22 protein-coding genes and 1 tRNA gene are annotated in these 22862 nt (G+C 63.5%); 18 read left to right on the top strand and 5 right to left on the bottom strand.

What is annotated here, in order from left to right; translation table 11 throughout:
* Window positions 1–714 (bottom strand): S24 family peptidase, encoded by a 714-nt coding sequence (locus ACP7B7_RS12395; RefSeq protein WP_426076864.1) that lies wholly within the window; start codon window positions 712–714, stop codon window positions 1–3.
* A gap of 147 nt (window positions 715–861) precedes the next feature.
* On the opposite strand from ACP7B7_RS12395, the gene ACP7B7_RS12400 reads away from it, so the two are divergent.
* The 16 genes from ACP7B7_RS12400 to ACP7B7_RS12475 all read left to right on the top strand — a co-directional run bounded on the left by ACP7B7_RS12400 (window position 862) and on the right by ACP7B7_RS12475 (window position 18060).
* The gene (locus tag ACP7B7_RS12400) at window positions 862–1281 is read left to right on the top strand and encodes a helix-turn-helix domain-containing protein (protein WP_308921761.1); all 420 of its coding nucleotides are present in this window, start codon (window positions 862–864) and stop codon (window positions 1279–1281) included.
* A gap of 16 nt (window positions 1282–1297) precedes the next feature.
* Window positions 1298–1840, top strand: a complete 543-nt coding sequence (locus ACP7B7_RS12405; protein WP_308921760.1) for a hypothetical protein — start codon at window positions 1298–1300, stop codon at window positions 1838–1840.
* A gap of 345 nt (window positions 1841–2185) precedes the next feature.
* A complete protein-coding gene (locus tag ACP7B7_RS12410) occupies window positions 2186–3391 on the top strand; it encodes a phage tail tube protein (protein WP_426076865.1) in 1206 nt (401 codons plus the stop codon).
* 74 nt (window positions 3392–3465) lie between these two features.
* On the top strand, window positions 3466–3909 hold the full coding sequence (locus ACP7B7_RS12415; RefSeq protein ID WP_308921758.1) for a hypothetical protein: 444 nt from the start codon (window positions 3466–3468) through the stop codon (window positions 3907–3909).
* Window positions 3910–3920: 11 nt separating this feature from the next.
* A complete protein-coding gene (locus ACP7B7_RS12420) occupies window positions 3921–4253 on the top strand; it encodes a phage tail assembly chaperone (RefSeq protein ID WP_426076896.1) in 333 nt (110 codons plus the stop codon).
* A gap of 50 nt (window positions 4254–4303) precedes the next feature.
* Window positions 4304–7510: a hypothetical protein gene (locus ACP7B7_RS12425; RefSeq protein ID WP_426076866.1), complete on the top strand. Its 3207-nt coding sequence runs from the start codon at window positions 4304–4306 to the stop codon at window positions 7508–7510.
* The gene (locus ACP7B7_RS12430) at window positions 7507–8982 is read left to right on the top strand and encodes a hypothetical protein (protein WP_426076867.1); all 1476 of its coding nucleotides are present in this window, start codon (window positions 7507–7509) and stop codon (window positions 8980–8982) included. The genes ACP7B7_RS12425 and ACP7B7_RS12430 overlap by 4 nt, the downstream gene beginning before the upstream one ends.
* Window positions 8979–11705 (top strand): hypothetical protein, encoded by a 2727-nt coding sequence (locus tag ACP7B7_RS12435; protein ID WP_426076868.1) that lies wholly within the window; start codon window positions 8979–8981, stop codon window positions 11703–11705. Before ACP7B7_RS12430 ends, ACP7B7_RS12435 begins: the two co-directional genes overlap by 4 nt.
* Before the next feature lie 280 nt (window positions 11706–11985).
* On the top strand, window positions 11986–12702 hold the full coding sequence (locus tag ACP7B7_RS12440) for a hypothetical protein (RefSeq protein ID WP_426076870.1): 717 nt from the start codon (window positions 11986–11988) through the stop codon (window positions 12700–12702).
* 7 nt (window positions 12703–12709) lie between these two features.
* Window positions 12710–13564 carry a hypothetical protein gene (locus tag ACP7B7_RS12445; protein WP_426076871.1) on the top strand — a complete coding sequence of 285 codons (855 nt, stop codon included), beginning with the start codon at window positions 12710–12712 and terminating at the stop codon, window positions 13562–13564.
* Window positions 13565–13568: 4 nt separating this feature from the next.
* Window positions 13569–14861 (top strand): hypothetical protein, encoded by a 1293-nt coding sequence (locus ACP7B7_RS12450; RefSeq protein WP_426076872.1) that lies wholly within the window; start codon window positions 13569–13571, stop codon window positions 14859–14861.
* Window positions 14862–14928: 67 nt separating this feature from the next.
* Entirely contained in the window at window positions 14929–15357 is a 429-nt protein-coding gene (locus ACP7B7_RS12455) for a hypothetical protein (RefSeq protein WP_308921749.1), read from the top strand.
* Window positions 15358–15368: 11 nt separating this feature from the next.
* Window positions 15369–15869, top strand: a complete 501-nt coding sequence (locus ACP7B7_RS12460; RefSeq protein ID WP_308921748.1) for a glycoside hydrolase family 19 protein — start codon at window positions 15369–15371, stop codon at window positions 15867–15869.
* Window positions 15866–16171 (top strand): hypothetical protein, encoded by a 306-nt coding sequence (locus ACP7B7_RS12465; protein WP_308921747.1) that lies wholly within the window; start codon window positions 15866–15868, stop codon window positions 16169–16171. The genes ACP7B7_RS12460 and ACP7B7_RS12465 overlap by 4 nt, the downstream gene beginning before the upstream one ends.
* Window positions 16168–16398: a hypothetical protein gene (locus tag ACP7B7_RS12470; protein WP_308921746.1), complete on the top strand. Its 231-nt coding sequence runs from the start codon at window positions 16168–16170 to the stop codon at window positions 16396–16398. Before ACP7B7_RS12465 ends, ACP7B7_RS12470 begins: the two co-directional genes overlap by 4 nt.
* A 270-nt stretch (window positions 16399–16668) precedes the next feature.
* Window positions 16669–18060 (top strand): nucleobase:cation symporter-2 family protein, encoded by a 1392-nt coding sequence (locus ACP7B7_RS12475; protein WP_308925785.1) that lies wholly within the window; start codon window positions 16669–16671, stop codon window positions 18058–18060.
* A 16-nt stretch (window positions 18061–18076) separates the two neighbouring features.
* Here ACP7B7_RS12475 and ACP7B7_RS12480 read toward each other — a convergent pair whose 3' ends face one another.
* Window positions 18077–18499: a DUF7684 family protein gene (locus ACP7B7_RS12480; RefSeq protein WP_308921745.1), complete on the bottom strand. Its 423-nt coding sequence runs from the start codon at window positions 18497–18499 to the stop codon at window positions 18077–18079.
* A gap of 107 nt (window positions 18500–18606) precedes the next feature.
* Window positions 18607–19017: a hypothetical protein gene (locus ACP7B7_RS12485; protein WP_426076873.1), complete on the bottom strand. Its 411-nt coding sequence runs from the start codon at window positions 19015–19017 to the stop codon at window positions 18607–18609.
* A gap of 129 nt (window positions 19018–19146) precedes the next feature.
* On the opposite strand from ACP7B7_RS12485, the gene ACP7B7_RS12490 reads away from it, so the two are divergent.
* Window positions 19147–19233, top strand: a tRNA-Leu gene (locus tag ACP7B7_RS12490).
* Window positions 19234–19701: 468 nt separating this feature from the next.
* Here ACP7B7_RS12490 and ACP7B7_RS12495 read toward each other — a convergent pair.
* Window positions 19702–19902 carry a hypothetical protein gene (locus ACP7B7_RS12495; RefSeq protein WP_308921743.1) on the bottom strand — a complete coding sequence of 67 codons (201 nt, stop codon included), beginning with the start codon at window positions 19900–19902 and terminating at the stop codon, window positions 19702–19704.
* Window positions 19903–20262: 360 nt separating this feature from the next.
* Here ACP7B7_RS12495 and ACP7B7_RS12500 point away from each other — a divergent pair, with 360 nt between their 5' ends.
* Complete coding sequence (locus ACP7B7_RS12500) at window positions 20263–20415, top strand: hypothetical protein (protein WP_426076874.1); 153 nt, start codon at window positions 20263–20265, stop codon at window positions 20413–20415.
* Window positions 20416–20472: 57 nt separating this feature from the next.
* Here ACP7B7_RS12500 and ACP7B7_RS12505 read toward each other — a convergent pair whose 3' ends face one another.
* On the bottom strand, window positions 20473–22755 hold the full coding sequence (locus ACP7B7_RS12505) for a TonB-dependent receptor (protein ID WP_426076875.1): 2283 nt from the start codon (window positions 22753–22755) through the stop codon (window positions 20473–20475).
* Window positions 22756–22862: the final 107 nt, after the last annotated feature.

Genomic DNA, 22862 nt, shown 5'->3' on the forward strand with positions numbered 1-22862 from the left:
TCAGATGCGCTCACTCTCCTTGCGCACCACCCGCCCGACAATAATGCACTCCATGCCACGGCACATCTTGCGGTGGTATTTGCGCTGGTCGGGATTATCCGAGGTCAGCCACCACTCGCCGACATCGCGTGACAGGCGCTTGACCACCGGTTCGCCTTCGTAATTGATGGCATACACCACGCCGTCGATGGGCCGGATATCGGCCGTGTTGATGATGACCACGTCGTCTTCATACAGGGCCGGCTCCATGCTCTCGCCCTTGACCTTGATCGCCACCAGTTTTTCAGGGTGATAGCCATGGCGGTCGACCCAGCCGCGCGGCACGCTGATGGTGCTGCCGTCATGCGTTTCCGGCTCGATCGCAAAGCCGGTGATACCGGCCGACAAGCGCAATTTCACCTTGCGGATATCGTAGAAGCGCTCGTCCTCGCCATCGTTGACGACGACCGGCTTGACGCCGGCCAAGGCGCGCGCCGCCAGGGCCGCCTGGTCGGGCGCAGCGCCCTGGTCGAAATACATGCTGTCGAGCTGCAGGTCCGCCTCCAGCTTGCGCGCGATCTTTTCGCTGAAGGCGCGCCCTTCGCGGTAGGTGGGCGACAGGATCTGCGAAATGCGCGCTTCGCTCCAGCCGCTGGCGTCGGATATTTTCTTGCGCGTGTGCTCGTAGTGCTCGCTGATCAGTGCCAGCAGTCGGTCGCGTCTGTATTGATACATGTTCATCTCCGCATTAAACCCGAAATTTACCGTTTGATAAATTACCAAATGCTTGACTTTAACATTAGCGATTGATAAAGTCCACTTGTTGCCTGTCGCAAATTCGCACACAGCGTTGCCCGGCAGGCAGGTACAGGGAGGATGGAGATGTTGAACAGCAGTCAGGTGGTCCGTCGCGGAGCGCCACCGCAAACAGGGCGCAGGATACTGGGGCGCAGCAAGAAATCGCAGCTGCATATCGCCGATATCGCGCAGCATATCGCCGCGCACGGCCAGGCCAGCGCGGCGCAGTTGTCGGCCCTGCTGGGCCTGGACGCCGGCACCATGAGCCGCTACCTGCGCCATATGTGCGGCGCCGGACTGATCCACCTGGCGCAGCGCCATTGCACCGAGCCGGGGCGCCAGCGGCCCGCCCTGTATGCGCCGGGCGAGGCGGACGACGAAGGCGAAGCCTGGGCCGAATTACCGCCGCAGGTGCGCCGCATGGCCAGCTGGCCGTGCGGCACGGCCAGCCGCGATCCGCTGGTGGCGGCCCTGTTCGGCCCGGCCCGCTCATCAACACAGTAACAACGAGGAGAACATCATGGGGTTTGCAGAACAATTCATCGCCTCGCTGTCGTCGCGTAATTTGCGGGACGACGCGGTGCACCACGACCTCGACGTGATCGCCGCCGCCGCGCTGGCCGGCGACATGGGTGCCTTGCTGTGCCGCGTCAAGTACGCGGACGGCACCGTCAGCCGCGTGTTCGAGGGCAATGCCGGCAACCTGGCGCAGCTGCTGCGCGCCTGGACCGCGGCCGTGGCAAAAAAGGGCCAGGCGCGGCGCTGGGTCAAGGCGCGCACCGCCTGGGACGCGCAGGCGGCCAATACCCTGTACCGGCGCGTGGCCGAAGCGTCGCTGGCCCATTGGCTCGACAGCAAATGCAAGGTCTGCCACGGCACCGGTGTCGTCAGCGCCGGCACGGCGGGCGCACCGCTCGTCTGCAAGGCTTGCCACGGCGCCGGTGTAGCGGCGATCACCTGTTCCGGCGGCTTTGAACTGGAGCGTATCAAGGACATGGTCAGCGAACTGGAAGCGATTTTCCAGTCGCACGGCCGGCGCGCCATGCGCCGTCTGGGCAGATAAAATAATTGTGCAAGAAGCCTGGTACTGAAAAAAACGCCCCTAGAATAGAGTCTCGCTCAAGCAGCAAACAAAGCGAACGCAGCACAGCAGAACCGCAACACCACATGCTTGTCCACTCGTAATAGACGCGCTTCCGGCGCGACACCGATAGGATAATCTCCAGCGCCCACGCCTTCCCGGCAATACTACGCACACCTCCCGTTCGGCGCGGCCTCGCGCCGTCCGAACTTTTCAGCCCGCAGAGCCTTGCCGCCTGCGGGCTGTTTCCATTGCTTTCCCGTTTTTCCAGCACATCCACCCAGACCGCCCGGCGGTCTTTTTTTTATCTCATGAAAGGCATTACCCATGGCATCGACAGCAAACGGCATCGACAGCGTGATCGTCATCAGCAAACAAGGCGCCGAAGGCGTCAAGGCGGCGGCCGGCGGCGGCCAGGTCTACCCGCGTGTCACGGCCACCTTCGACACCGAAGCGGACAAATACGCCAGCAGCGAAATCGACGCCAGCCAGCAGCAGGGCGACACCCGCCTGGGCAACTTCCGCACGACCGGTGCCATCAAGGCCGAAGCGGCCTGCGGTACCTATGCGCCGCTGATGGCCGCGCTGCTGCGCCGCGACTTCACGGCCGGTGGCGTGGCCGCCGCCCAGACCAACATCGCTGCCGCCGCCAACGGACTGGTGCGCAGTGCGGGTTCCTGGCTGGCCGACGGTTTCCGCGCCGGCAGCGTGGTGCGCATCAGCGGCATGACGGCGCCGGCCACCGCCAACAACGCAAAAAACTTTTTCGTCACCGCCGTTACGGCCACCAACCTGAACGGCCAGTTCATGGACGGCTCGGCGATGGTCGTCAAGGCGGCCGGCGATTCGGTCGCAGTAAGCGCCGTGGGCAAGCGCAGTTTCACGCCGTTGACCGGCCACACCACCGACTGGTTCACGGCCGAAGTGCAGGACCCGAACATCGGCGTGCATCGCAGCTTTGTCGACCAGCTGGTCAGCAAGATGGATATCGCGGTGCAGCCGAACGGCATCACCAGCCTGGACTTCACACTGATGGGCAAGGCGGAAGGCCCGACCACGGCTGCGCCGCATTTCGTCACACCGGCTGCGGCCGCGGGCAGCGGCAAGTTCTCGGGCGCCACGGCGATGCTGTCGGTGAACGGCATCCCGTCGCAGATCTGCACCGGCATGTCGGTCTCGCTCGACGGCCAGGTCAAGGTCGATCCGGTGATCGGCTCGAAGTTCGCCACCGCCGCCTCGCGCGGCAAGGTGCTGGGCTCGGGCCAGTTCACGGTGCTGCTGCAGGATGCCGTCTATCTCGACTACTTCAAGGACGAGACGGAAATCGCCCTGGCCTACGCCATGGCCTCGGGCACGGCGCCTGCCGCCGACGTGCTGGCGCTGGCCATGGGCCGGGTCAAGATCACCTCGGCCAAGATCGACGACGGCGAGAAAAACAAGATCGTCACCTGCGCCTTCGACATCCTGCGCTACCAGGGTGCCGACGCGCAGCATGAAGCGACCACCCTGAGCATCCAGGACAGCGCGCTGTAAGCATTCCACGGTTGCCAGGGCCGCCCGCGTGGCGGCCTTTTTTTATCTTTTACTTTCTACAGAAAGCAGCACACATGAACAACGCACAAAAAATCCAGGCAGGTTTTGATATCGGCAACCTCAACGCGGCCGCCGCGCCCGTCACCTTCGACGTGCCCGTCATCTTCGACGCCGACGGCGAAGCGGTGGCCGGCCTGACCATTGTCGGCAAGAACAGCGAGCAATACCGCATCGCCAACAACGCCGTGCGCGCCGAAGGCTACAAGAAATCCGCGCGCCGCAAGACCGCCATCGACGCCTCCACCGACGAAGGCGCCGAACTGCTGGTGCAGGCGATCGACGGCAACCAGAAGCGCCTGGCGCTGGCCGTGGTCACCGGCTGGTATGGCTTCACCAGCAATGGCGCGCCGGTGCCGCTGGACCCGGCCTTGCTGGAAGCGGCGTTTGAAAAATATCCGACCTGGCAGGAAAAAGTCACCACCGCGCTGGAAAACGAGTCGAATTTTTTGAAACTCTGACGGCCAGCCTGCTGCGCTACGCGGGCCACCAGTTCGAGCGCGGCGCGCGCGCCGCCGACGGCCATGCCAAGGGCGAGCACCTCGATGCCGCCCGCCGTCATCCGCTCTACCGCGCGCCGCCGGAAGCCGAAGCGCCGCCGCTGCCGTTCGAGCTGGCCCACGTCTGGGAGTGGTTCGTGCAGCTGAACCGCAAGCGTCAGAACGGCATGGCCGTCAATCCCATCGCCAGCACCGAGATCCTGGCGTGGCAGGCGCGCCACCGGCTCGCCGTGGAGCCGTTCGAGCACCAGTTGCTCGATAGTCTCGATGCGCTGTTCCTGTCGCACCAGCATGCGCCTGGCTGACTGTTTTTTCCAACCCGGCCGCCATGTGCGGCCTTTTTTACAGGCCAACCATGCCAGAGATAACGGAGTTAAAAATCACCTTGTATACGTCGAAGGCGGGCGCAGAGGCACTCAAGGCACTCGACGAAGCCAGCAGCGCCGCAGCCGCCAGCCTCAAGGAGGTCAATACACAGACGGAATTGTCCGTGCTGCTGCTGCGCGCGCAGGCAGAACAGGCGCGGGACAGCGCTGCGGCAGCAAAGGCGCTGGGAGCCGTCAACGTCGCCGAAGCCAAGGCGCTGGCTGACGCCTACAAGGTGGCCAGCCTGGGCAATGCCTATACCCGGTTAGCCGCCATGCGCGCCGGCGCCACTGAAGGAATCGGCGCCGGCAAGGGTGTCGCGACCAAGGCCGGTGACAAATACATTGCCTTTGCCTCGGACGAACAGCGCCAGATTAATCTGGATGGCGCCGGCAAGGAAGCTGCCGATGCCAAGGCCAAGACGGCTGCGGCGCCTGTGGCGCCAACGCGCAAATATAGCGAGGCGGAATGGAAGGAGGCGGGAGACTTCGCCACCGAGCTCGGAAAAAAACTGGAACATGCTTTCGGTGGTGTCGGCACCACCATCGGCAAGATGACCACTGCCTTGCTCAACTTCAGGAAGACGCAGGACGATATCGATTTCAACCTGGCGAAGGATCTTGCTGCGGCAAAGTCTGAACCGGAAGAGACCAAAGCGCGCGACAAGGCGCATATGGCGGGCGTCAAGCAATACAGGGAACTGGCAGGCGCCGCCAAGGGCTTCTTCAAGGAGCATACGACTGGTTACGAGGTGATGGAAAAGGTGGAGAAGGGGTTCCGTGCCTATGAATTCGCCATGAATGCCAAAGCCCTGTTTGAGAAGCTGACCAATATCACCGTGGTCACCACGGCGAAAACTGCGGCCACTACCGCCGAAATTGCGGGCGCCGCGACAGCCGTCGCTCCCGTAGCGGCCGCCGAGGCGGCCAAGTCGAGCGCCTACGGAACGACTGCGCTGGCATCCGCCCTGGCGACACCTTTTCCAGCCAATATCGGCGCCTTTGCGATGGTGGCTGGCATGCTGATGGCGATCGGTGTCGCCGTTTCCGGCGGTGGCGGCGCCGACACCACCGCCAAGGACCGCCAGTCCGCTAATGGCACTGGCACGGTGCTGGGCGACTCGTCGGCCAAGTCGGAATCGATCGCCAACAGCTTGACCATCATGGAAAAAAATTCCGGCCTGGGCCTGGCGTATTCGTCGTCCATGGTGCTGTCGCTCAAGCAGATCGTGTCCGGTATCGGCGGACTGGGCAGCCTGCTGGTGCGCTCCGACTCGCTGACCGCCACCTTGGCGACCAAAAGCGGCTCCAGTGGTGGCATGCTGGGCAATATCGCCAGCAGCATTTTCGGCGGCAAGACCAGCGTCATCGATACCGGGATCGTGACCAGCCAGGCGAGCCTGGGCAATCTGGAACAATCGGGCATCAGCGTCAGTTCCTATGTCGACACCAAGAAGTCCGGCGGCTGGTTCTCCAGCGACAAATACCGCACGGCGCTGACGGGTCTTGGCGCCGAAACCGACGACCAGTTCAGCAAGATCATTCTGGGCCTGCGCGACACCATCGTCGCCGCCTCCGATACGCTGGGCCTGGGCGGCGACGCCTTTGCCAATAAATTGAATACCTTTGTCGTCAATCTGGGCAAGATCAGCCTGAAAGACCTGAAGGGCGAGGAGCTGCAGAAAGCCCTGGAAGCCGCGTTTTCCAAGCTGGGCGACGACATGGCCAAATTCGGCGTCGGTGGCCTGGAAAAATACCAGCAGGTGGGCGAGGGCTACCTGGAAACGCTGGCCCGCGTCGCCAACAACTATATGCAAGTGTCGGACGTGCTGGCCGTGCTGGGCAAGTCCTTCCAGGTGACCGGCCTGGGTGCCGTGGCGCTCAGCGAGAATCTGATCACCGCCGCCGGCGATCTCGATGCGCTGACCAGCGGCACCAGCTTTTTTGTCGACAATTTCCTGACCGAAGCCGAACGCATGGCGCCGATCACGGAATCCGTCAACGACGCCATGGGCAAACTGGGCCTGGCCGGTGTGACCACCATGGACGGCTTCAAGGCTGCCGTATTGAGCGCGGCCGATGGCGTGGCGCTGGGCCAGGATGGGGCGGCGCAGCTGTATGCATCGCTGCTGGCCCTGGCCGAGCCGTTCAAGACGGCCGCCGATTACGCGGCCGACCTGGCCGCGGCCACCGGTGCGGTGGCTGCGGCAAACAAGAGCGCCAGCGAGATTGTCAGCGAACGGCAAGATTTGCAGCAGCAGCTGAACGAGCTGACCAAAAGCGACACCGCGCTGTTGGCGGCACAGCGCGATGGCCTGGCCGACGTCAACCGCGCACTGTTCGATCAGGTGCAGGCGGCCAAGGCGGTGGTGACGGCCAAGGACGCGCTATCCAAAGCCTACGAAACCGAATCGGCGGCAGCCAAATCGGCGCTCGATAAATCCAGGTCCTGGGTGACCACCCTGAATGGCCTGAACGCCAGCATGGCGCTGGGTGCCCAATCGACGCTGACGCCGGAGCAAAAGTATGCCGAGGCGCGCGCCCAGTTCGAGAAGACCCTGGCGGCAGCCAATGCAGGCGACGCCTCAGCGCAGTCGGGCCTGTCAGCCGCCGAGCAGGCTTTCCTCACCGCATCGCAAGTGGTCAATGCGGCCGATGGCCGTTATGCGGCCGACTATGCCCGGGTGGTGGCTGCCAACGAAGACGCCTTGAAATGGGCGGCGGCACAGGTCGACGTGCAGCAGGCCAGCCTCGACGCCTTGAATGCCCAGGTATCCGGCCTGATCACCATCAACGACAGCGTGCTGACGGTGGCGCAGGCGATTGCCAACCTGCAGGTTGCCATGGGCGTGTCGAGTGGGCTGGGCGTGGAATTCACGAATGCACCAGCCGTCGCCGTGCAGGCCGCCATGACCAGCGCGCCTGTGCCGGTGGTATTCGATGCCACGCGCTATTCGGCCGGGTCAAGTGCGAGTTCCGAAGTGCTGGTCGCCGAGGTCCGCGCCCTAAATGCTCGCCTGGATGCTCAAACCGCTGAAATCAAGGGCCTGCGTGACGATCAGAAAAAACACACCGGCGCCACCATCCAGGCCACGGTCGAGTCGAACGCCATCACCGCTAAAACGGTAGTGGCCGGCGTCGAGAAATCAGCCAAACAGTCCGTCTGGACCAATGAATCGAAAGCGGAACTAGCATGACAAATGAGCAATTTTTAGTATGGCTGCAGGATCCTGCGGCAGTGCGTATGGTACTGGTCGAGGCGCTGGTCCATGTGGCCGGCGTCGAGGTCACCCGTTATCTGGCCTCGCGCCCGTTCTTGACCGGCCCGGCCGACGTTCCAGCCAATACGCTGTATGAGCCGCTGATCGTGGGCGGCATCGGCCTGAGCGAGCAGGTCTCGTTGACGGCCGAGGCATCGCTGTCGAGTGGCGATATCGAGCTGTCAAACGTCGACGGCGAGCTCGATGGCTGGCTGGGTGAAGTGTGGGTGAACCGTACTATCCGGGCCTGGGTAGGCGATCCAAGCTGGCCGCGCGGGCAGTTCCAGCCGATTTTCAACGGTGTCATCGCCGATATCGACAGTGCCAGCCGCGATAGCGTCAACATCAAGCTGCGCGACAAGTTGCAGCGGCTGAACACGCCGCTGACCGAGCAGCTTCTGGGTGGCGCCACCGCCAACAAAGGCGCGCTGCTACCGCTACTGTTCGGCGAGGGCCACAACCTGGCACCGCTGCTGACCGACCCGGCGTTGCAGGAGTACCAGTTCCACGCGGGCCAGGTCGAACCTGGTGCCGAGGTGCGCACCAACGGCAAGCCGCGCGAGGTGGATTTTTACCCAGAGCGCGGCGCATTCCGCTTCCGCGATGCCGTCGGCACCGGCGCCGTCACGGTCAGCGCCCACGGCGACAGCGCCGGCGGTTATAGCAACCGCATCGGCCCACTGGTGCAGCGCATTGTCACCGGCTATGGCAAAGCGTCGACGCGTTTCACGGCCGAGGACCTGGACGCGGCTAACTTCGCCATTTTCGATGCCGCGCACTCGCAGCCAGTAGGCCTGTCAGTGACCGATCGCACCAACGTGCTGGTGGCGTGCCAGCAATTGGCGGCCAGCGTAGGTGCGCAACTGATCTTGTCGCGCGCCGGCCTGCTGCGGCTGATCCAGCTGCGCTTGCCTGGCGTGGGCACGCCGACGATGTACATCACGCCGGAGCACATGCGCGAGCGCACATTGCGGCCGGTAGCGCGCCAGGAGGTGCTGGCGGCCGTCAAGATCGGCTTTTGCCGCAACTACATCGTGCAGCCAGACCTGCAAACCTCGCTGCCTGTCGAGCACAAGAGCCTGTACTCCAGCGAGTGGCTAACAGAAACGGCGACAGACGAGGTTGTGCGCGTCACCTACCGCCTCGATACGGAGCCGGTGCAGATCGACACCTGCCTGCTGCGCCGCGTCGACGCGGCGACGGAAGCAGCACGTCGCCTAGCGCTGGGCCGCGCGCCGCGCACTATTTATGAATTCGATGGAGAACCCGAAATGCTGCTACTTGAACTGGGCCAGGACGTCACCATCACCTATCCGCGTTTCGGCCTGGAGCAGGGCGCACCGGCGGTGGTGGTCTCGCTGGGCCCTGACTGGATCACCGGCCGCTGCACCGTGGGGGTGATGGTATGAGTGCATTAATCAATGATCGGGACGTGCTGATCCAGGGCACGGTGCCGCGCTATTCGACGCCGCTCGACCGCGCGCTGATGCTCACGCCCAGCGCCACGATGTTCGAGGTATCTGTGGGCGGCGTGCCAATTCCGGAAACAATCACTTTCTCGGCGCTGATGCTGGGCGCCGTCGGCGCGATCACTTTTTCCAGCGAGCCGGCGGTGCCGCTGACGGTGGCCAACGGCAACGCCGTGCTGAGCTACGCCGATATGGCACCCAGCATCGTGACGGTGACCGCCACCACCGTGATCGAGGGCGTCACCTATCGCGCCCGGCAGACGGTGGCCAAGCAGCAGGCGCTGGACCTGACGCCGCCTCAGGCGCCGACGGGTCTGGTCGCGACCGGTCATCCGGCCACGATCACGCTGGCGTGGAACGCGGCGCCAGCCAATTACAACAATCTGTCGCACACCGAGGTGTGGCGCGCGCCGGTGAATAATTTCGCCCAGGCGGTATTGGTCGGCCGTGCCGACGGCCGGGAATATACCGATCCGGTCGGGCCGGGCGCGTTCCTCTACTACTGGATTCGCTACGTTTCGCGCGCGGCCATCCCTGGTCCATATAACGCCAGCAGCGGCACGGTGGGCGCGTCGGATGCCGAGGTCGAGCATCTGCTGCAGGTGCTGACGGACGAGATCACCCGATCGCAGTTGCATGCAGACCTGGGCGCCAAAATTGATCTGATCGAGCCGACGCGGGATGCGGTCGCCGATCTGGAAGTGATCTACGGTGATACGGCATCGGCTGCAGCATCAGCGGCTCAGGCCGTGCAGGCCGCCGCCGATGCCGCGCTCAAGGCAGCGGCAGCCGATGCCGCCGCCGGCGGTGCCAGCCAGTACGCCAGCCAGGCGAACCTGTCGGCGGCCACTGCCAGCACCGCCGCCGGCGCTGCGTCGACGTCGGCTGGCCAGTCATCGCAGGCGGCTACCGCTGCTGGCGGCAGCGCGGCGGCGGCGGAAAGCGCGGCCAGCACGGCAGCCAATGCCGCGGGCGCGGCTGGCGCCAGTGCCAGCGCAGCGTCGACCAGCAAGGATACTGCCGCTGGCTCGGCGACCGCTGCCGGCGTGCAGGCCGCCGCATCCTCGCAATCGGCGATCGAGGCAAAGGCGGCGCGCGACGCGGCCAGCGGTTCAGCCAGCGCCGCGCTGCAATCCGCCGGTTCGGCCAGTGCCTCATCGACGGCCGCCGGCGGCGCCGCCAGTCAGGCCGCCACCAGTGCCGAGCTGGCGGTGGGCGCCAAAAACACCGCCACCGGCGCGGCCGCCTCTGCATCGCAGTCGGCTGGCGCAGCGGGCACTGCCGAGACCAACGCCGCCGGCTCGGCCAGCCAGGCTGCCAGCAGCGCGCAGCTGGCGGCGGCATCAAATACTGCGGCTGGCGGGTCGGCGGTGGCTGCTGCTGGTTCGGCCAGCACGGCCGGCACGAAATCGACGGAGGCGGGGCAGGCAGCAACTGCTGCGTCCCAGGCTCTGCTCAATGCGAGCGCAGCGGCCGGGGCCGCTGGTGATGCCGCCACAGCTGCCGGGCAAGCTGCCGGGCAAGCTGGCGCCAGCGCCAATGCCGCATCACTGTCGGCTCAAAGTGCCGCTGGCAAGGCAACGGATGCCGGCAGCAGCGCGGAGGCCGCCAGGGTGGACCGCATCTCCGCCGAGGCTGCATATAACCAGGCCGCCGGCGCTGCACTGGCCGCCAGTGGCTCGGCGCAGACGGCCGACGCGCGTGCGACGGCAGCAGGCCAGAGTGCCACGGCGGCAAATAATTCAGCCACGACAGCCGGCACGGCAGCTGGCCAGGCGGGATCGTATCTGCAGCAGGTCGCGCAATCGGCCACCAATGCCGACGGTAGCGCGCAGGCTGCGGCGTCGTATCTGCTGCAAGCTCAGGCCACCCTTAAAGATCCGATCACAGGTTTGGTGACAGGTGTCGCGGCGGTCAAGGCCTCCGGCGAGGCGACAGCCGATAGCGTGGAGGGACTCAAGGCCAAGTATTCCATCAAGATGGATGTGGGTGGCATTGTCGGTGGCCTGGAGTTGCTGGGAGGTGGTGATGTCATCGACTTCGCTGTACACGCCAGCATCTTCTCGATCGCGGCGCCGGCCGGGAGTGGCATCGCTGCGGCAGTGCCGTTCATCGTGCGCACGACGGAAACGGTGGTCGGCGGTGTGACCATCCCGATCGGTGTGTATATCGCCAATGCCTTCATCCAGAACGCCAGCATTACCAATGCCAAAATCGGCGGCGATATTTGGTCGTCCAATTATTCACCTGGCCAGGCGGGCTGGTACCTGAATCGCGCAGGGGATTTCTACGCCAATAGCGTGCGTCTGCGTGGCGCAATCACTGGGGGCGCGTTCACGGAATTTGCATGGCCGACCGGGGCAGGGTTCTACCTGGGGCCTGAGGGGCTGCGTCTGGGCGACATCGGCAGCGGGAAATACTTCCACGTTTCGGCTGACGGTCAGATATACGCGCCCGGCCTGACCATCATCAACGGGGCCGCCACGTTTGGCGGGGTGCTCAGCGCCGTTACCGGCACATTCCAACTGGTCCGTAGTCCAGGGCGTTCTGGCCCGGCCGGCAATGCGGGCAGTGGCGCAGGATACGACCAGACTGGCACCGGTCTGTATTTCTATGATGGGGTGAACGCGTTGCCCTATATCGAACTGGGGGAGTATCTCTGATGGCCCGAGGATTGAAAATACGGCGTGCCGGCGTGGTGGTGTTTGATGCATGGTTGGCCGCCGCCGGCGTGTGCATGGGAATTTTCCCGATTCCTGCGGGGGGGCGGACGATTACATTTCCAGAGGCTGGTGTCGGCCACATTCCAGTGGTGATCTACGGAGATGGGTTTCAGGTAATCCCGCACACCTACGATGAGTCGCTGGGCTACCCCAGATTTCAGTTTGGGGTTTGGCCAGCGTCGTCTAGCGGCCGGCAGCCATGCGTGGGGGTGTTTTTAAAATGACGAAACGCCTCAGAATTCGTAACCAGCACAATGAACTGGTGGTCGACAGCGACACCTATGGCACACACTGCATCGGCCGCGCGACATTCGTATCGCTGCAGCAGCCCCATGGCTCGGGTGGCGGCACCGTGTCCGGTTCGTCGACCTATCAATTCGCCAGCACGCGCTCGATTCTGTGGGCGATCGATCTGCCCGTCGACCGGCGTGTCGGCATTCTCAAAACCGATTATGCAAATGGGGTGCATACGCTGACCGCATATTGTGGATACAGCGGCGCCGAAAATGGTGATTTCGACCAGCAGGAACAGGTCACCATCTGGGCGTTCACCACCATCACGGGGCGGATTGCTGATGCCGGTCTGCTGCTGCGCCACAGCGTTACAAACCAGGTGACGCACGATTTCGGCGCGCCGGCCCTCACGTTCCCGCTGGCCCTGGGTGGACTCGATAGCGGCGTGGTCGTCAATTCGGTGGCGCGCCCGGTAGCGCTCGGCGCCAGCCCTTATTACGAGGCGACCTATGAGCCAGGCACTGGCGGGCAATACATCAAAACCGATTACCGCCGGTTCCTGGTACGCCGGGTGAGCGGCGCGATCGCCTACGCCCCAACGCTCGTGCTGCGCTCCGGAATCATGAGCGGCGCGCTGCCACCCGATACCGTGTATTCCGAACCGTCGCCGTTTTTCATCGTCGACGGCACCAATTTGCCATAGGAGCGCCATGCCCAATTTACGCATAATCCACGACAACGCCGCCGACCGCGCGGGACTGGCCGCATCGAGCCAGGCCGGCACGCTGGGCCCGGCCAACCTGCAGCTGGACCGCAAATCTGCCGTGCTGCGCGCCGTCGGCACGACGCAGACCATTACCGCCACGTGGCCCACGCAGGAGTGCGTCGCCTGCGTGGCACTGATATTGACCAACGTGACCAGCAGCGCCCGCATGCGTGTGCGCGGCTATGGCCAGCCGAATGACGCGGCTCCAGCGATCGACACGGGCTGGATGATGCCGTGCCCCGAGGCGCCGCTGGGCAGTTACCCGTTCGGCGAGCTGCCGCTGGGCTGGAACGCCGATGCCTGGGGCGGCACGAACACCTGGGCACGCGGTGGTGGCGCGGATGCCGTGGCCTGGTTCGCGCCGGTATTCGTGCGCCGCCTGGTGATCGATGTGTATTGCCCGGACCTGCCTGCCGGCTACATCGAGATATCGCGCCTGGTAGCCGGCAATTACTGGTCGCCCGAGAACAATGCCGAATACGGCGCCAGCGTGCAGCTGCAAGACAGCACCGAGGTCTACCGCACGGCCGCCGGCACTGCCAAAACTGCGGTGGGTACCGCCAGCGACAAACTGGCAATCAGCCTGGCGCACCTGACAGCGCCAGATCGAGCGCGCCTGATGCGCATCCTGCGTGAATGCGGCCCGGTCCGGCCGCTGCTGTTCAGCCTGTTTCCGGAAAATCCTGACTCGCTGCTGGAGCAGGACCACATGCTATACGGCCGCGTGGCCAATCTCGACGCGGTCAGCACGCCGTATTACGAAATTTATGCAGCACCACTCCAAATAGAAGGGATTTAAAAATATGGCCAGCAAATTTACAGCCGGTATGAAAAATGTTGTCGAGGTGCTCAATCAAATGTGGGACGCGTTTGCGGCCGGCCCGTTCAATGCGTTGCCGCTCACGGGTGGGGCGCTCACCGGACCGCTGACGTCGACCTCGACCATCACAGTAACCCGCACCGGAACGGCAGGCATCATCGAGCAGCTCGCCCTGCTCACCAACTCGGGCGGTGCAGGTATTTCCGGGACGGCTATCCGATTCGGCTATCCCGGCACGAATGGATACGGCAGCCGCATTGTTGGTGCAGGAGATCCTACCGGGAGCTCTGCCGGATACACCGCATTTGAGACTGGCACAGGTGGAGGCGCATCTGGCTACCCGGAGGTGGCCCGAATCACTGAAACGGGTGCCGTGTTGATCGGTGCAAAAACGCTCGAGAATTCCGGGCAGTTGGATTTGCTGCAGGTTCACGGGCCGATGCGCATTTCGTCACCAGTCTCATCTGGTGCATTCATCATGGCTGCAGGTTACAGGAATTCCCCCAGTTTTCTGCTGTATGGTGGTGACGGCGGTACATTTAATCAGCCAAGCGCTGTGATGTACCTGACGAAAGCCGAGGTGACTGCCCGGAGCATATCCGCAAATGGAACGGTCAATACCGGCGGGAACGATTATGCCGAGTACATTCCCAAAAGTGCTTGCTGCGCGGCTGTGGCCAAGGGGCAGATCGTCGGCATCACCGCTGAAAACACGATCGCCGATCAATGGTCGCCGGCGGTTATGTTTGCCATTAAATCGACGGCGCCGTCATTCGTCGGGGGTGACACATGGTCAAGCGGCCTCGGACCCCGCCCGCAGCCGCAGGCTGGCTCGGTGCCGACGCCGCCGGCTCGGCGCGATGATGTGATTGAGCAGCAGCCGCTGCCGGGCACCGAGCCGCAGGAATACCTGGACGTGGTAACGCCTGGCGATACCGATGCCGAGTGGTCGGAAAAACAGACAGCCTACGCTGCCGCCCTGGCTGCGCACGCTGCCGCTGCGCAGCACGATGCCGAGGCCATGGCCACGTTCGAGGCCGCCCTGGAAGTCGAGCGCCAGAAAGTCGACCGCATCGCGATCGCCGGCCGCGTGCCGGTCAACGTGATGGGCGCCCGGCCTGGCGATTACATTGTGCCGGTGCAGGATGGCGAGGGCATTGCGGGCATCGCCGTGCATGCGGACGACATCACCATGGCGCAATATCGGCGGGCGGTCGGGCGCGTGATCTCGATCGAACCGGATGGCCGCGCCTACGTGATGGTCAAGGCCGTGTGACAGATCAGCAAGCCAATACCAACCCGCCACGGCGGGTTTTTTTATTTCAACCACAAGAGAGGCAATCATGGCCATCGAAACCACCGCCGCCGGCGGCGCACTGATCAAACTGTTTGGCGTGCCGGTGCTGGCCGGCGCCGCCGCCACGTCGCTGGGCTTCATGTTCATGTGGCCGCAGTCGACCAGGGAGGCGTTCATCCGCTTTTTTTCCAGCATTATCATTTCCACCTTTATCGGCCCGGCGCTGGTGGCGGCCGTGCTGTCGTGGTGGCCCAGCCTGTTCGACAGCGCGAAAACCGTGGCCGGCCTGTATGGCGGCGACCCGGCCACGGGTTTTTTGTTTATCGCCGCGCCGCTGATGGTGGCGGCCGGCCTGCCCGCGTGGTGGGTGCTGGGCGCCTGCGTGCGCTGGTTCGACAGACGGCGCGGCAAGGATATCGGCGAACTCGCGGCCGATGCCGCCGCCGTGGTCAAGGACGTGCGGGGTGGGCTGTGACGGGCGCGCAATTGTTGGCCATCATGCCGTTTGCCGGCCAGCGCGCCGCGCTGTACCTGGCGCCCTTGAATAATGCCATGCAGGAATTCGGCATCGATACGCCGGCGCGCCAGGCGTCGTTCCTGGCCCAGGTCGGCCACGAGTCGGCGCAGTTGCGCCATGTGCGCGAACTGGCCAGCGGCGCCGCCTATGAAGGGCGTGGCGACCTCGGCAATGTGATGGCGGGCGACGGCGTGCGCTTCAAGGGGCGCGGCCTGCTGCAGGTGACGGGGCGCGCCAACTATGCGGCCTGTGGCGTGGCGCTGGGCATCAACTTGCTGGCCGCGCCACAATTGCTGGAGCAGCCAGGCGCCGCCTGCCGTTCTGCGGCCTGGTTCTGGCACTCGCGCGGCCTGAACCGGCTGGCCGACGCGGGAGATCAGGAACGGATCACGCGCCGTATCAACGGCGGCCTGAACGGACTGGCCGACCGCCTGGCCCTGTTCCAGGTGACGCGCAAGGTGCTGTCATGAGGCCGCCCATGCTCGTGCTGGCGGCGCTGGCGCTGGTGGGCGCCCTGGTGCTCTGCGCACAGCGCTGGGGCTACCAGGCGGGGCGCATGGACTGTGGCGTGCAGCTGGCCAAATCCGAAGCCGCGCTGGACAGCGTGCGCCAGGACGTTGCGCGGCGTGCCGCCCGCGCCAGGCAGGCCCTGGCCACCGCGCAAGCAGGGCAGGCCGGCGCGCAAGCGGAAGCGGCGCGCATCCTGGCGCTGCGCCACGATGGCGACGCCTGCCTGGCGGCCGAAAAGCTGATCGCCAGCGAAATGCCATGAGGCAGCGCCGCCTGCTGCTGCCTGTCTTGCTGTGCCTGCTGTCGGCCTGTGCAGGCATGCCGCCACCGCCCGCCATGCCCTGCGTCACCGCGCTGCCAGCCGCGCCGTCCTTGCCGCTGGTACCGCCACGCGGCATCTTTGCGCAGGCACAAGCCTTGTTGGCGCGCGATAAATTGCAAGCGGCGCATGTGCGGCAGCTCGAAGCACTGCTGGAGGCTTGCCGTTAGCGCGCCGCCTTTTGGTGAGTTGCGCCAGAAAACAGTGCAGGCCGGCGTTGTCATGATGAATGCATGGTCTTTTTTGCACCATGGCGAGGAAGGTGGGTTGGCACGATGCATGCATTGCAGTGAGAGAGTTGTTCCCCTTGTCTCTCACTTGCCGCCCCGGCTGCGGCAGGCTTACCGGAAATGGAGCGTAATGTGGCAAAACCTCATCTGACAGCCATCCCCCGCATCATCGCACCGCCTGTCGGCGACAGTCCGTCGCCCGTCGATGAAATGTTGCCACCTGGTAAATTGTTCACCCTGGGCCTGCAGCATGTGCTGGTGATGTATGCGGGCGCCATCGCCGTGCCGCTGATCGTCGGCCGCGCGCTCAAGCTGCCGCCCGAGCAGGTGGCCGCGCTGATCAGCGCCGACCTGTTCTGCTGCGGCCTGGTCACCCTGATCCAGTCGCTGGGCCTGGGCAAATACTTCGGCATCCGCCTGCCGGTGATGATGGGTGTCACCTTTGCCGCCGTCAGCCCGATGCTGGCGATGGCGAACAACCCCGAGCTGGGCATCACGGGCATCTTTGGCGCGGTGATCGGCGCCGGCATCGTTTCCATGCTGATCGCGCCGTTTATCGGCCGCATGCTGGGCCTGTTTCCACCGGTGGTGACGGGCAGCATCATCGCCGTGATCGGCGTGTCGCTGATGCGCGTCGGCGTGAACTGGGCCATGGGCGGGCCGCCATCGATGGCGAAAATTCCCGATCCGGCATTTGTGGCGGCGGCGGGCAGCGGCCCCGCACCGATGATCGCCAACCCCGCCTATGGCGCGCTGGACAATATGGGCATCGCGCTGTTCGTGCTGGTGGTCATTTTGCTGGTGGCCAAGTATGGCCGCGGTTTTCTGGCCAATATCGCCGTGCTGACCGGCATCATCGCCGGCACGGCACTGGCCTTTGCGCTGGGCAAGACGGATTTCGCCAAGGTCGCCGGCGCCAAGGCGTTCGCCATTGTCACGCCGTTCCAGTTCGGCATGCCGACCTTTGACGCGGTGGCGATACTCACCATGAGCCTGGTGATGATCGTCGTCATGATCGAATCCCTGGGCATGTTTTTGGCGCTGGGCGACATGACGGGCAAGCGCATCAATCAGGCCGACATCAGCCGCGGCCTGCGCGTGGACGGCCTGGGCACCCTGATCGGCGGCATCTTCAACACCTTTCCCTACACCTCGTTCTCGCAGAACGTCGGCCTGGTCGGCGTGACGGGCGTGCGCAGCCGCTGGGTCTGCGTGGCCGCCGGCCTGATCTTGCTGGTAATGGGCGTGCTGCCGAAAATCGCCCAGGCGGCCGAAGCCGTGCCGGCCTTTGTGCTGGGCGGCGCGGGCCTGGTGATGTTCGGCATGGTGGCCGCCACCGGCATCCGCATCCTGGCCGGCGTCGACTACAAGAGCAACCGCAACAACCTGTTCATCGTCGCGCTGGCGATCGGTTTCGGCATGCTGCCGCTGGTCGCCGAGCAATATGCCCAGCATATGCCCAAGGCTTTGTCGCCACTGCTGCACAGCGGCATCCTGCTGGCGGCGATCGCGGCCGTGCTGCTGAACCTGTTCTTCAACGGGATGGGGTCGCAGGAAGAGGCAAAAGCCAGGGCGCGCGACAGCAGCCATGGCAGCGAATAAATTGTAGAACAGCTGGTCAGGCGTCGCGGTACGCCGCTTCGAGTTCATCCCGGCGCGGCGCTTCGGCGATATGCAGGATCAGCGTTTCGCGCAGTTCGGCGGGGTGCACGGCGCGATGCTTGGCGAACCAGAATACCTCGCTCAATTCCTCGTCTTCATGCCAGGTCGTCGCCAGTGCTTTTTCGGGTTCGACGTCTTCGTAATTGGTCGCTTCCAGGTACGCATCGTCGATGGCGTCATGCCAGGCTTCGCACTGCTTGCCCCAGACGGACGCGTACAGGCAACCGGCCGCGACCAGCGCACGGCTGGTTTCCCACATCGTCATTTCCGCCACGTCGGCGTCGAGGATCACGATGGCTTTGAATGGCGACAGGCCTTCCAGCGCGGGGAAATCGCTGTCGGGGGTGAGATGTAAGTAACGTACGACTTGTTTTTGCATGAATCAATCACTATTCTGGCGCGCCTGACCCGGCAAGAAGACAGGCACTGTTTTGTAGATGGAAATGTTACTGGCAGCGGCAACTGCCTTCTTATTATGAGGCATGATCAGTGACGGGAAGGAGGGGCGAGAAGCGGAGCGCGTTCCACATTCGCGAACCTGGTTTGTACCCACTGATTCTTGTCCAGCCGGTACTCCAGCTGTTTTTGATAATGCCCTATGCCACCGTATTCGACTGTCAACCAGATGCATTGAGGGCCGGCAACACCCGTGACCAGCCTGCGCATCGGCACAGAATTATCGACGATGACGTCAGTCGGGTTGAATTTTCCACCGATATCTGCAATACCAGCCGTCCCGGCCCTGGCCCGGTCCAACAAGTCCAGCACCTGCGCAGGCAATTCATCCAGTGAGGTCACTGCCTTGCCTTCTGCGGTAGGGCATCGTTCGTCCTGGGCAGTGGCTTGTGCGGACCAGCTCAGCACGAAAACCAATAAAGCGGCACACCGGATTTTCATCTTGAAGTTATTTCCATAAGAATCGCACTGTCGTTGTCGTTGTCGTTGATGGAAAAGTATCCATTGCCGCCGACGCCGGTCGACTGTCGATAGTATAAACGGTAACTCTTGTGCTAGAATCTCGCCGCTGCCCGGATGGTGAAACTGGTAGACACTGGAGACTTAAAATCTCCCGCCTGTAAGGGCGTGCCGGTTCGATTCCGGCTCCGGGCACCACGAACATACATCGCATAGTGCGAAAAAACCTGCTTTCCCCCTTTTCATAGGGGAAGCAGGTTTTTTTTCGTCTGTCGAAAGTGCAAAATGATGCGTCATGGCACGGACTACTGCTACCTTTGCCAAAATTTACCAACGAATTTACCAAAATGGAACTTCGGTTAAGCATGGAAAAATATGGACGAACTACCCGCTTCGGCGGATTTGTCATATCCGACGTATGAAAAATACAGTCTCACTTTTCCTGGGAGTTGAAACAGCTATCGCCGTACTGTCGGGAGTATTACCCACACCATCATCTGAAAGATTTTCACGGCCGGAATATTGACACGCGATCATGTCGTACGCGCAGCAGTTGACGGACCACGTTATAAGGCCATCGGTCACAGCTGGGCCGTGTTAAATTTCCTCTGGCTCGGCCGCCAGTTTTGCGCGGTTGGCATGATGACCACTTCAGGTATTGAAAACTTACTTTACCGGCCCATGCAATGCCACCAGGCCCTGGAAGACCGCGGCTATCACGGCGGGGTCATTTTGAAACGCGCTGTCGAAATGAATGCCCACCAAAGTCCGCGCATTGTTAAGCAGGGCTCCGCCAACCGCTTCAATTTCGCGCGCTCTTTCTTGAACCTCAAGTTCGACGTCCGAATCCCATGGCTCTACAGTCATAATCAATCTCCAGCGTTAGTAAAATTTAATCATAGCATGATCATTAATCCCGCCAGCACGACGCGCCACCGCTGGCGAATCAGGCCGCACCAGCTGATTCGCCTGCCCGCAAAGCCTGCGTCCGCTGCATGCGAACCACCTCCCACACGCACTTTGACAGGAGCGTCTTCGAGTTCGATGGCAAGCGCCAGGGCGATGGCGCCGAGTGCCCTCTTCGATGCGGGACAGGTCCGTGCATCCGTCACATCGAGTTGAATGGCAAGCGTGCCGGCGCCGATCTCTTCGGCACCTGGGTGGAAGGGTGCAGGACCAGGCCATCGTGCGCGCCGTGATCGCCATGGCGCACCAGATCAGCTGCGGGTGATCGCGGAAGGCGTCGAGACGATCGAGCAGCGCGACTTTTTGCTGGACAGCGGCTGCGACGAGATGCAGGGCTATCTGCACAGCCGGCCGGTCAAGGCAGAGGGCATTGCCGCGCTGCTGATGGCGGAACAATGGGGGCGCCAGGAGTAATGCCGCCCGGCTTGCACCGGACGGCATGACTTGCTTGCCTGCATGCGCAGCGAGCGGTCAGAACGTCGCCTTGAACTGCACCCCATACGTGCGTGGCTCGTTGATAATCCCCGTCAAGTTATCAAAGTCGATCGCGCCCAGTGACTGGATCTGGTTGGTGATGTTGCGGCCGTACGCGGAGAGTTCGTAGCGGTCCCATTTGTAGCCCACGCGCAGGCCGCCTTCCAGCAGTTCCTTGGCCTTGTATTCCTTGGCTTCGTACAGGAAGAAGTTGTAGCTGGTGCGGTAGGCCCAGTCGGTGTAGGCGTAGAACTCGCCGTTGGCGAGCGGGATGCTGTATTTCAGCGTGAAGTTGCCCTGCCATTCGGGGGCGCGCGGCAGCGGGTTGCCGTCGATATAGGCGGTGCCGGCGAACGGGCCGCGCGGGTCGGTGACGGTGCAGCCGCTGGCGGCGTTGTTGCTGGCGTTGCCGCAGCTTTGCACGAACAGGCTCTTGTCCTGGATTTCCGTGTGGTTGTAGCTGCCGCCCAGGGTCATGCTGAGCGCATCGCTGAGGTTGGCCTGGAAGTCCAGTTCCACGCCGCGGCCGATGGCCTTGTCGGCGTTGATCAGCTGGTTCATGTTGACGGCGCCGCTGCCGGCGGTCAGCTGCTTGTCTTTGACACGGTACTGGAACACGGCCAGGCTCAGGCGGGCGCGTTTGTCGAACAGGTCCTGCTTGATGCCGGCCTCGACCGACAGGGCTTTTTCCGAACCGGCAAACGACGGACGGTCGGCCAGGCCGTTCAGGCGGCCCTGCATCGATGGCGCGCGGTAGCCGGTGGCGACGCGGGCGTAGGCGTTGGTCGACGGCGTCAGCACATAGGTGCCGCTCAGGTCCCAGCTGATATTGTGCGAGGTGTCGTTCAGGTAGAACGGGCCGGCCGTGGTCGCTTCCACCCGCTTGGCCGAAAAGTCTTTTTCGTCGCGCGTGTAGCGCACGCCGGCGCGCAGTTTCAGCGCGTCCGAGACGGTGTAGTTGAGCGAGCCGAAGGCCGCGTACGATTTCGAACTCTGGTTCTGCGTGGCGTAGTTCGGGCTTTGGGGATTGCCTGGCGCCAGGCTGTCAAACGCGATGCTGTCGATCTGGATGTCTTCCTTGAAGTAGAACAGGCCGCCTATCCATTGCAGCGGGCCGCGCGCAGACGATTCGGCGCGGAACTCCTGCGAGATCTGCTTGTGGTTCGGAATCACGTCGGCCGTTTCCACCACGAACGGGATGAAGCCGGGGCCCATCGGCGGCGCATACACGGCGCCGTAGCCGCCGTCGACGTCGGCGCGGCTGAAGAAATCGAGCTTTTCGTAGCCGGTGATCGAGTGCAGGGTGACGCCCGGCAAGTCCCATTTCAGGCGCATGCTGCCGCCCTTGGTCTTCAGGTGCTGGCGGTTGATGCCGTCGGTCGGGTAGTTGTCGTAGTCAAAACCGTCGACCAGGTCATTGGTGCCTTGCTTCAGGATATTGGCGCGGAACAGGGTGGCGGTGCCGTCGAGGTTGCGCGCGTGCACATTGAACAGGGCGCTGAAGTCGCGTGTCGGCTTGACCAGTACCTGCAGGCGGCCGGCGCTGTCTTCATAGCCTTCGAAGTCGCGCGTGCCGGTCGGGCGTGGATTGTGCACGCGGTCGTCGCGGCGCTGGGTCTGGCCCGAAAAGCGCAGCGCCACGGTATCGCTGACGGGCACGTTGAAGGCGCCTTCCACATTCTTCATGCCATCCTTGCCGAAGCCGCCGCTCAGGTAGCCTTCGGTCTTGAACACCGGCTTGGCCGAATCGAACTTGATCACGCCGGCCGGCGAGTTGCGGCCGAACAGGGTGCCCTGCGGGCCGCGCAGCACTTCCACCTGGTCGACGTCGAAGACGGGAAAGCCTTTCAGCATGGCGTTTTCCATTACCACGTCGTCCATCACCAGCCCGACCGGCTGCGAGGCGTTCAGGTCGAAGTCGGTATTGCCCAGGCCACGGATATAGAAGCGGGGAAAGGTACGGCCGTAGTCGGACTCGACCGAGACGCTGGGCGAGCGGCTGTTCAGGAAGCGGATATCGGCGCCGCCGGCGGTCAGCACGTCGAGCTTTTCGCCTTTCAGCGTGGCGATCGACATCGGCACGTCCTTGATGTTTTCCGCGCGGCGCTGGGCCGTGACGATCACGGTTTCCAGCTGGCCCGCACTGGAGGTGCTCGTGGCGGCGGGCGTCTCGATGGCTGCCGGCGCGGTTTCCTGGGCCATGGCCTGCAGCGGGAAGGCGGCGGTAATTGCCAGGGCGATCAAGGTGCGGCGCACCATGCCTGCATGCTGTGTCATCATGAAACGACTCCTATCGGTCTGGTTTTGGGGAAGGGAATAGCCGGCTTTCGCCGTCAGGGAAAGTCATGCTATCACGGAAAGTTTTGCCATTCGGACCAGTTTTACGG

Source organism: Janthinobacterium sp. PSPC3-1, from assembly GCF_049896105.1.
Taxonomy (GTDB): Bacteria; Pseudomonadota; Gammaproteobacteria; order Burkholderiales; family Burkholderiaceae_D; genus Janthinobacterium.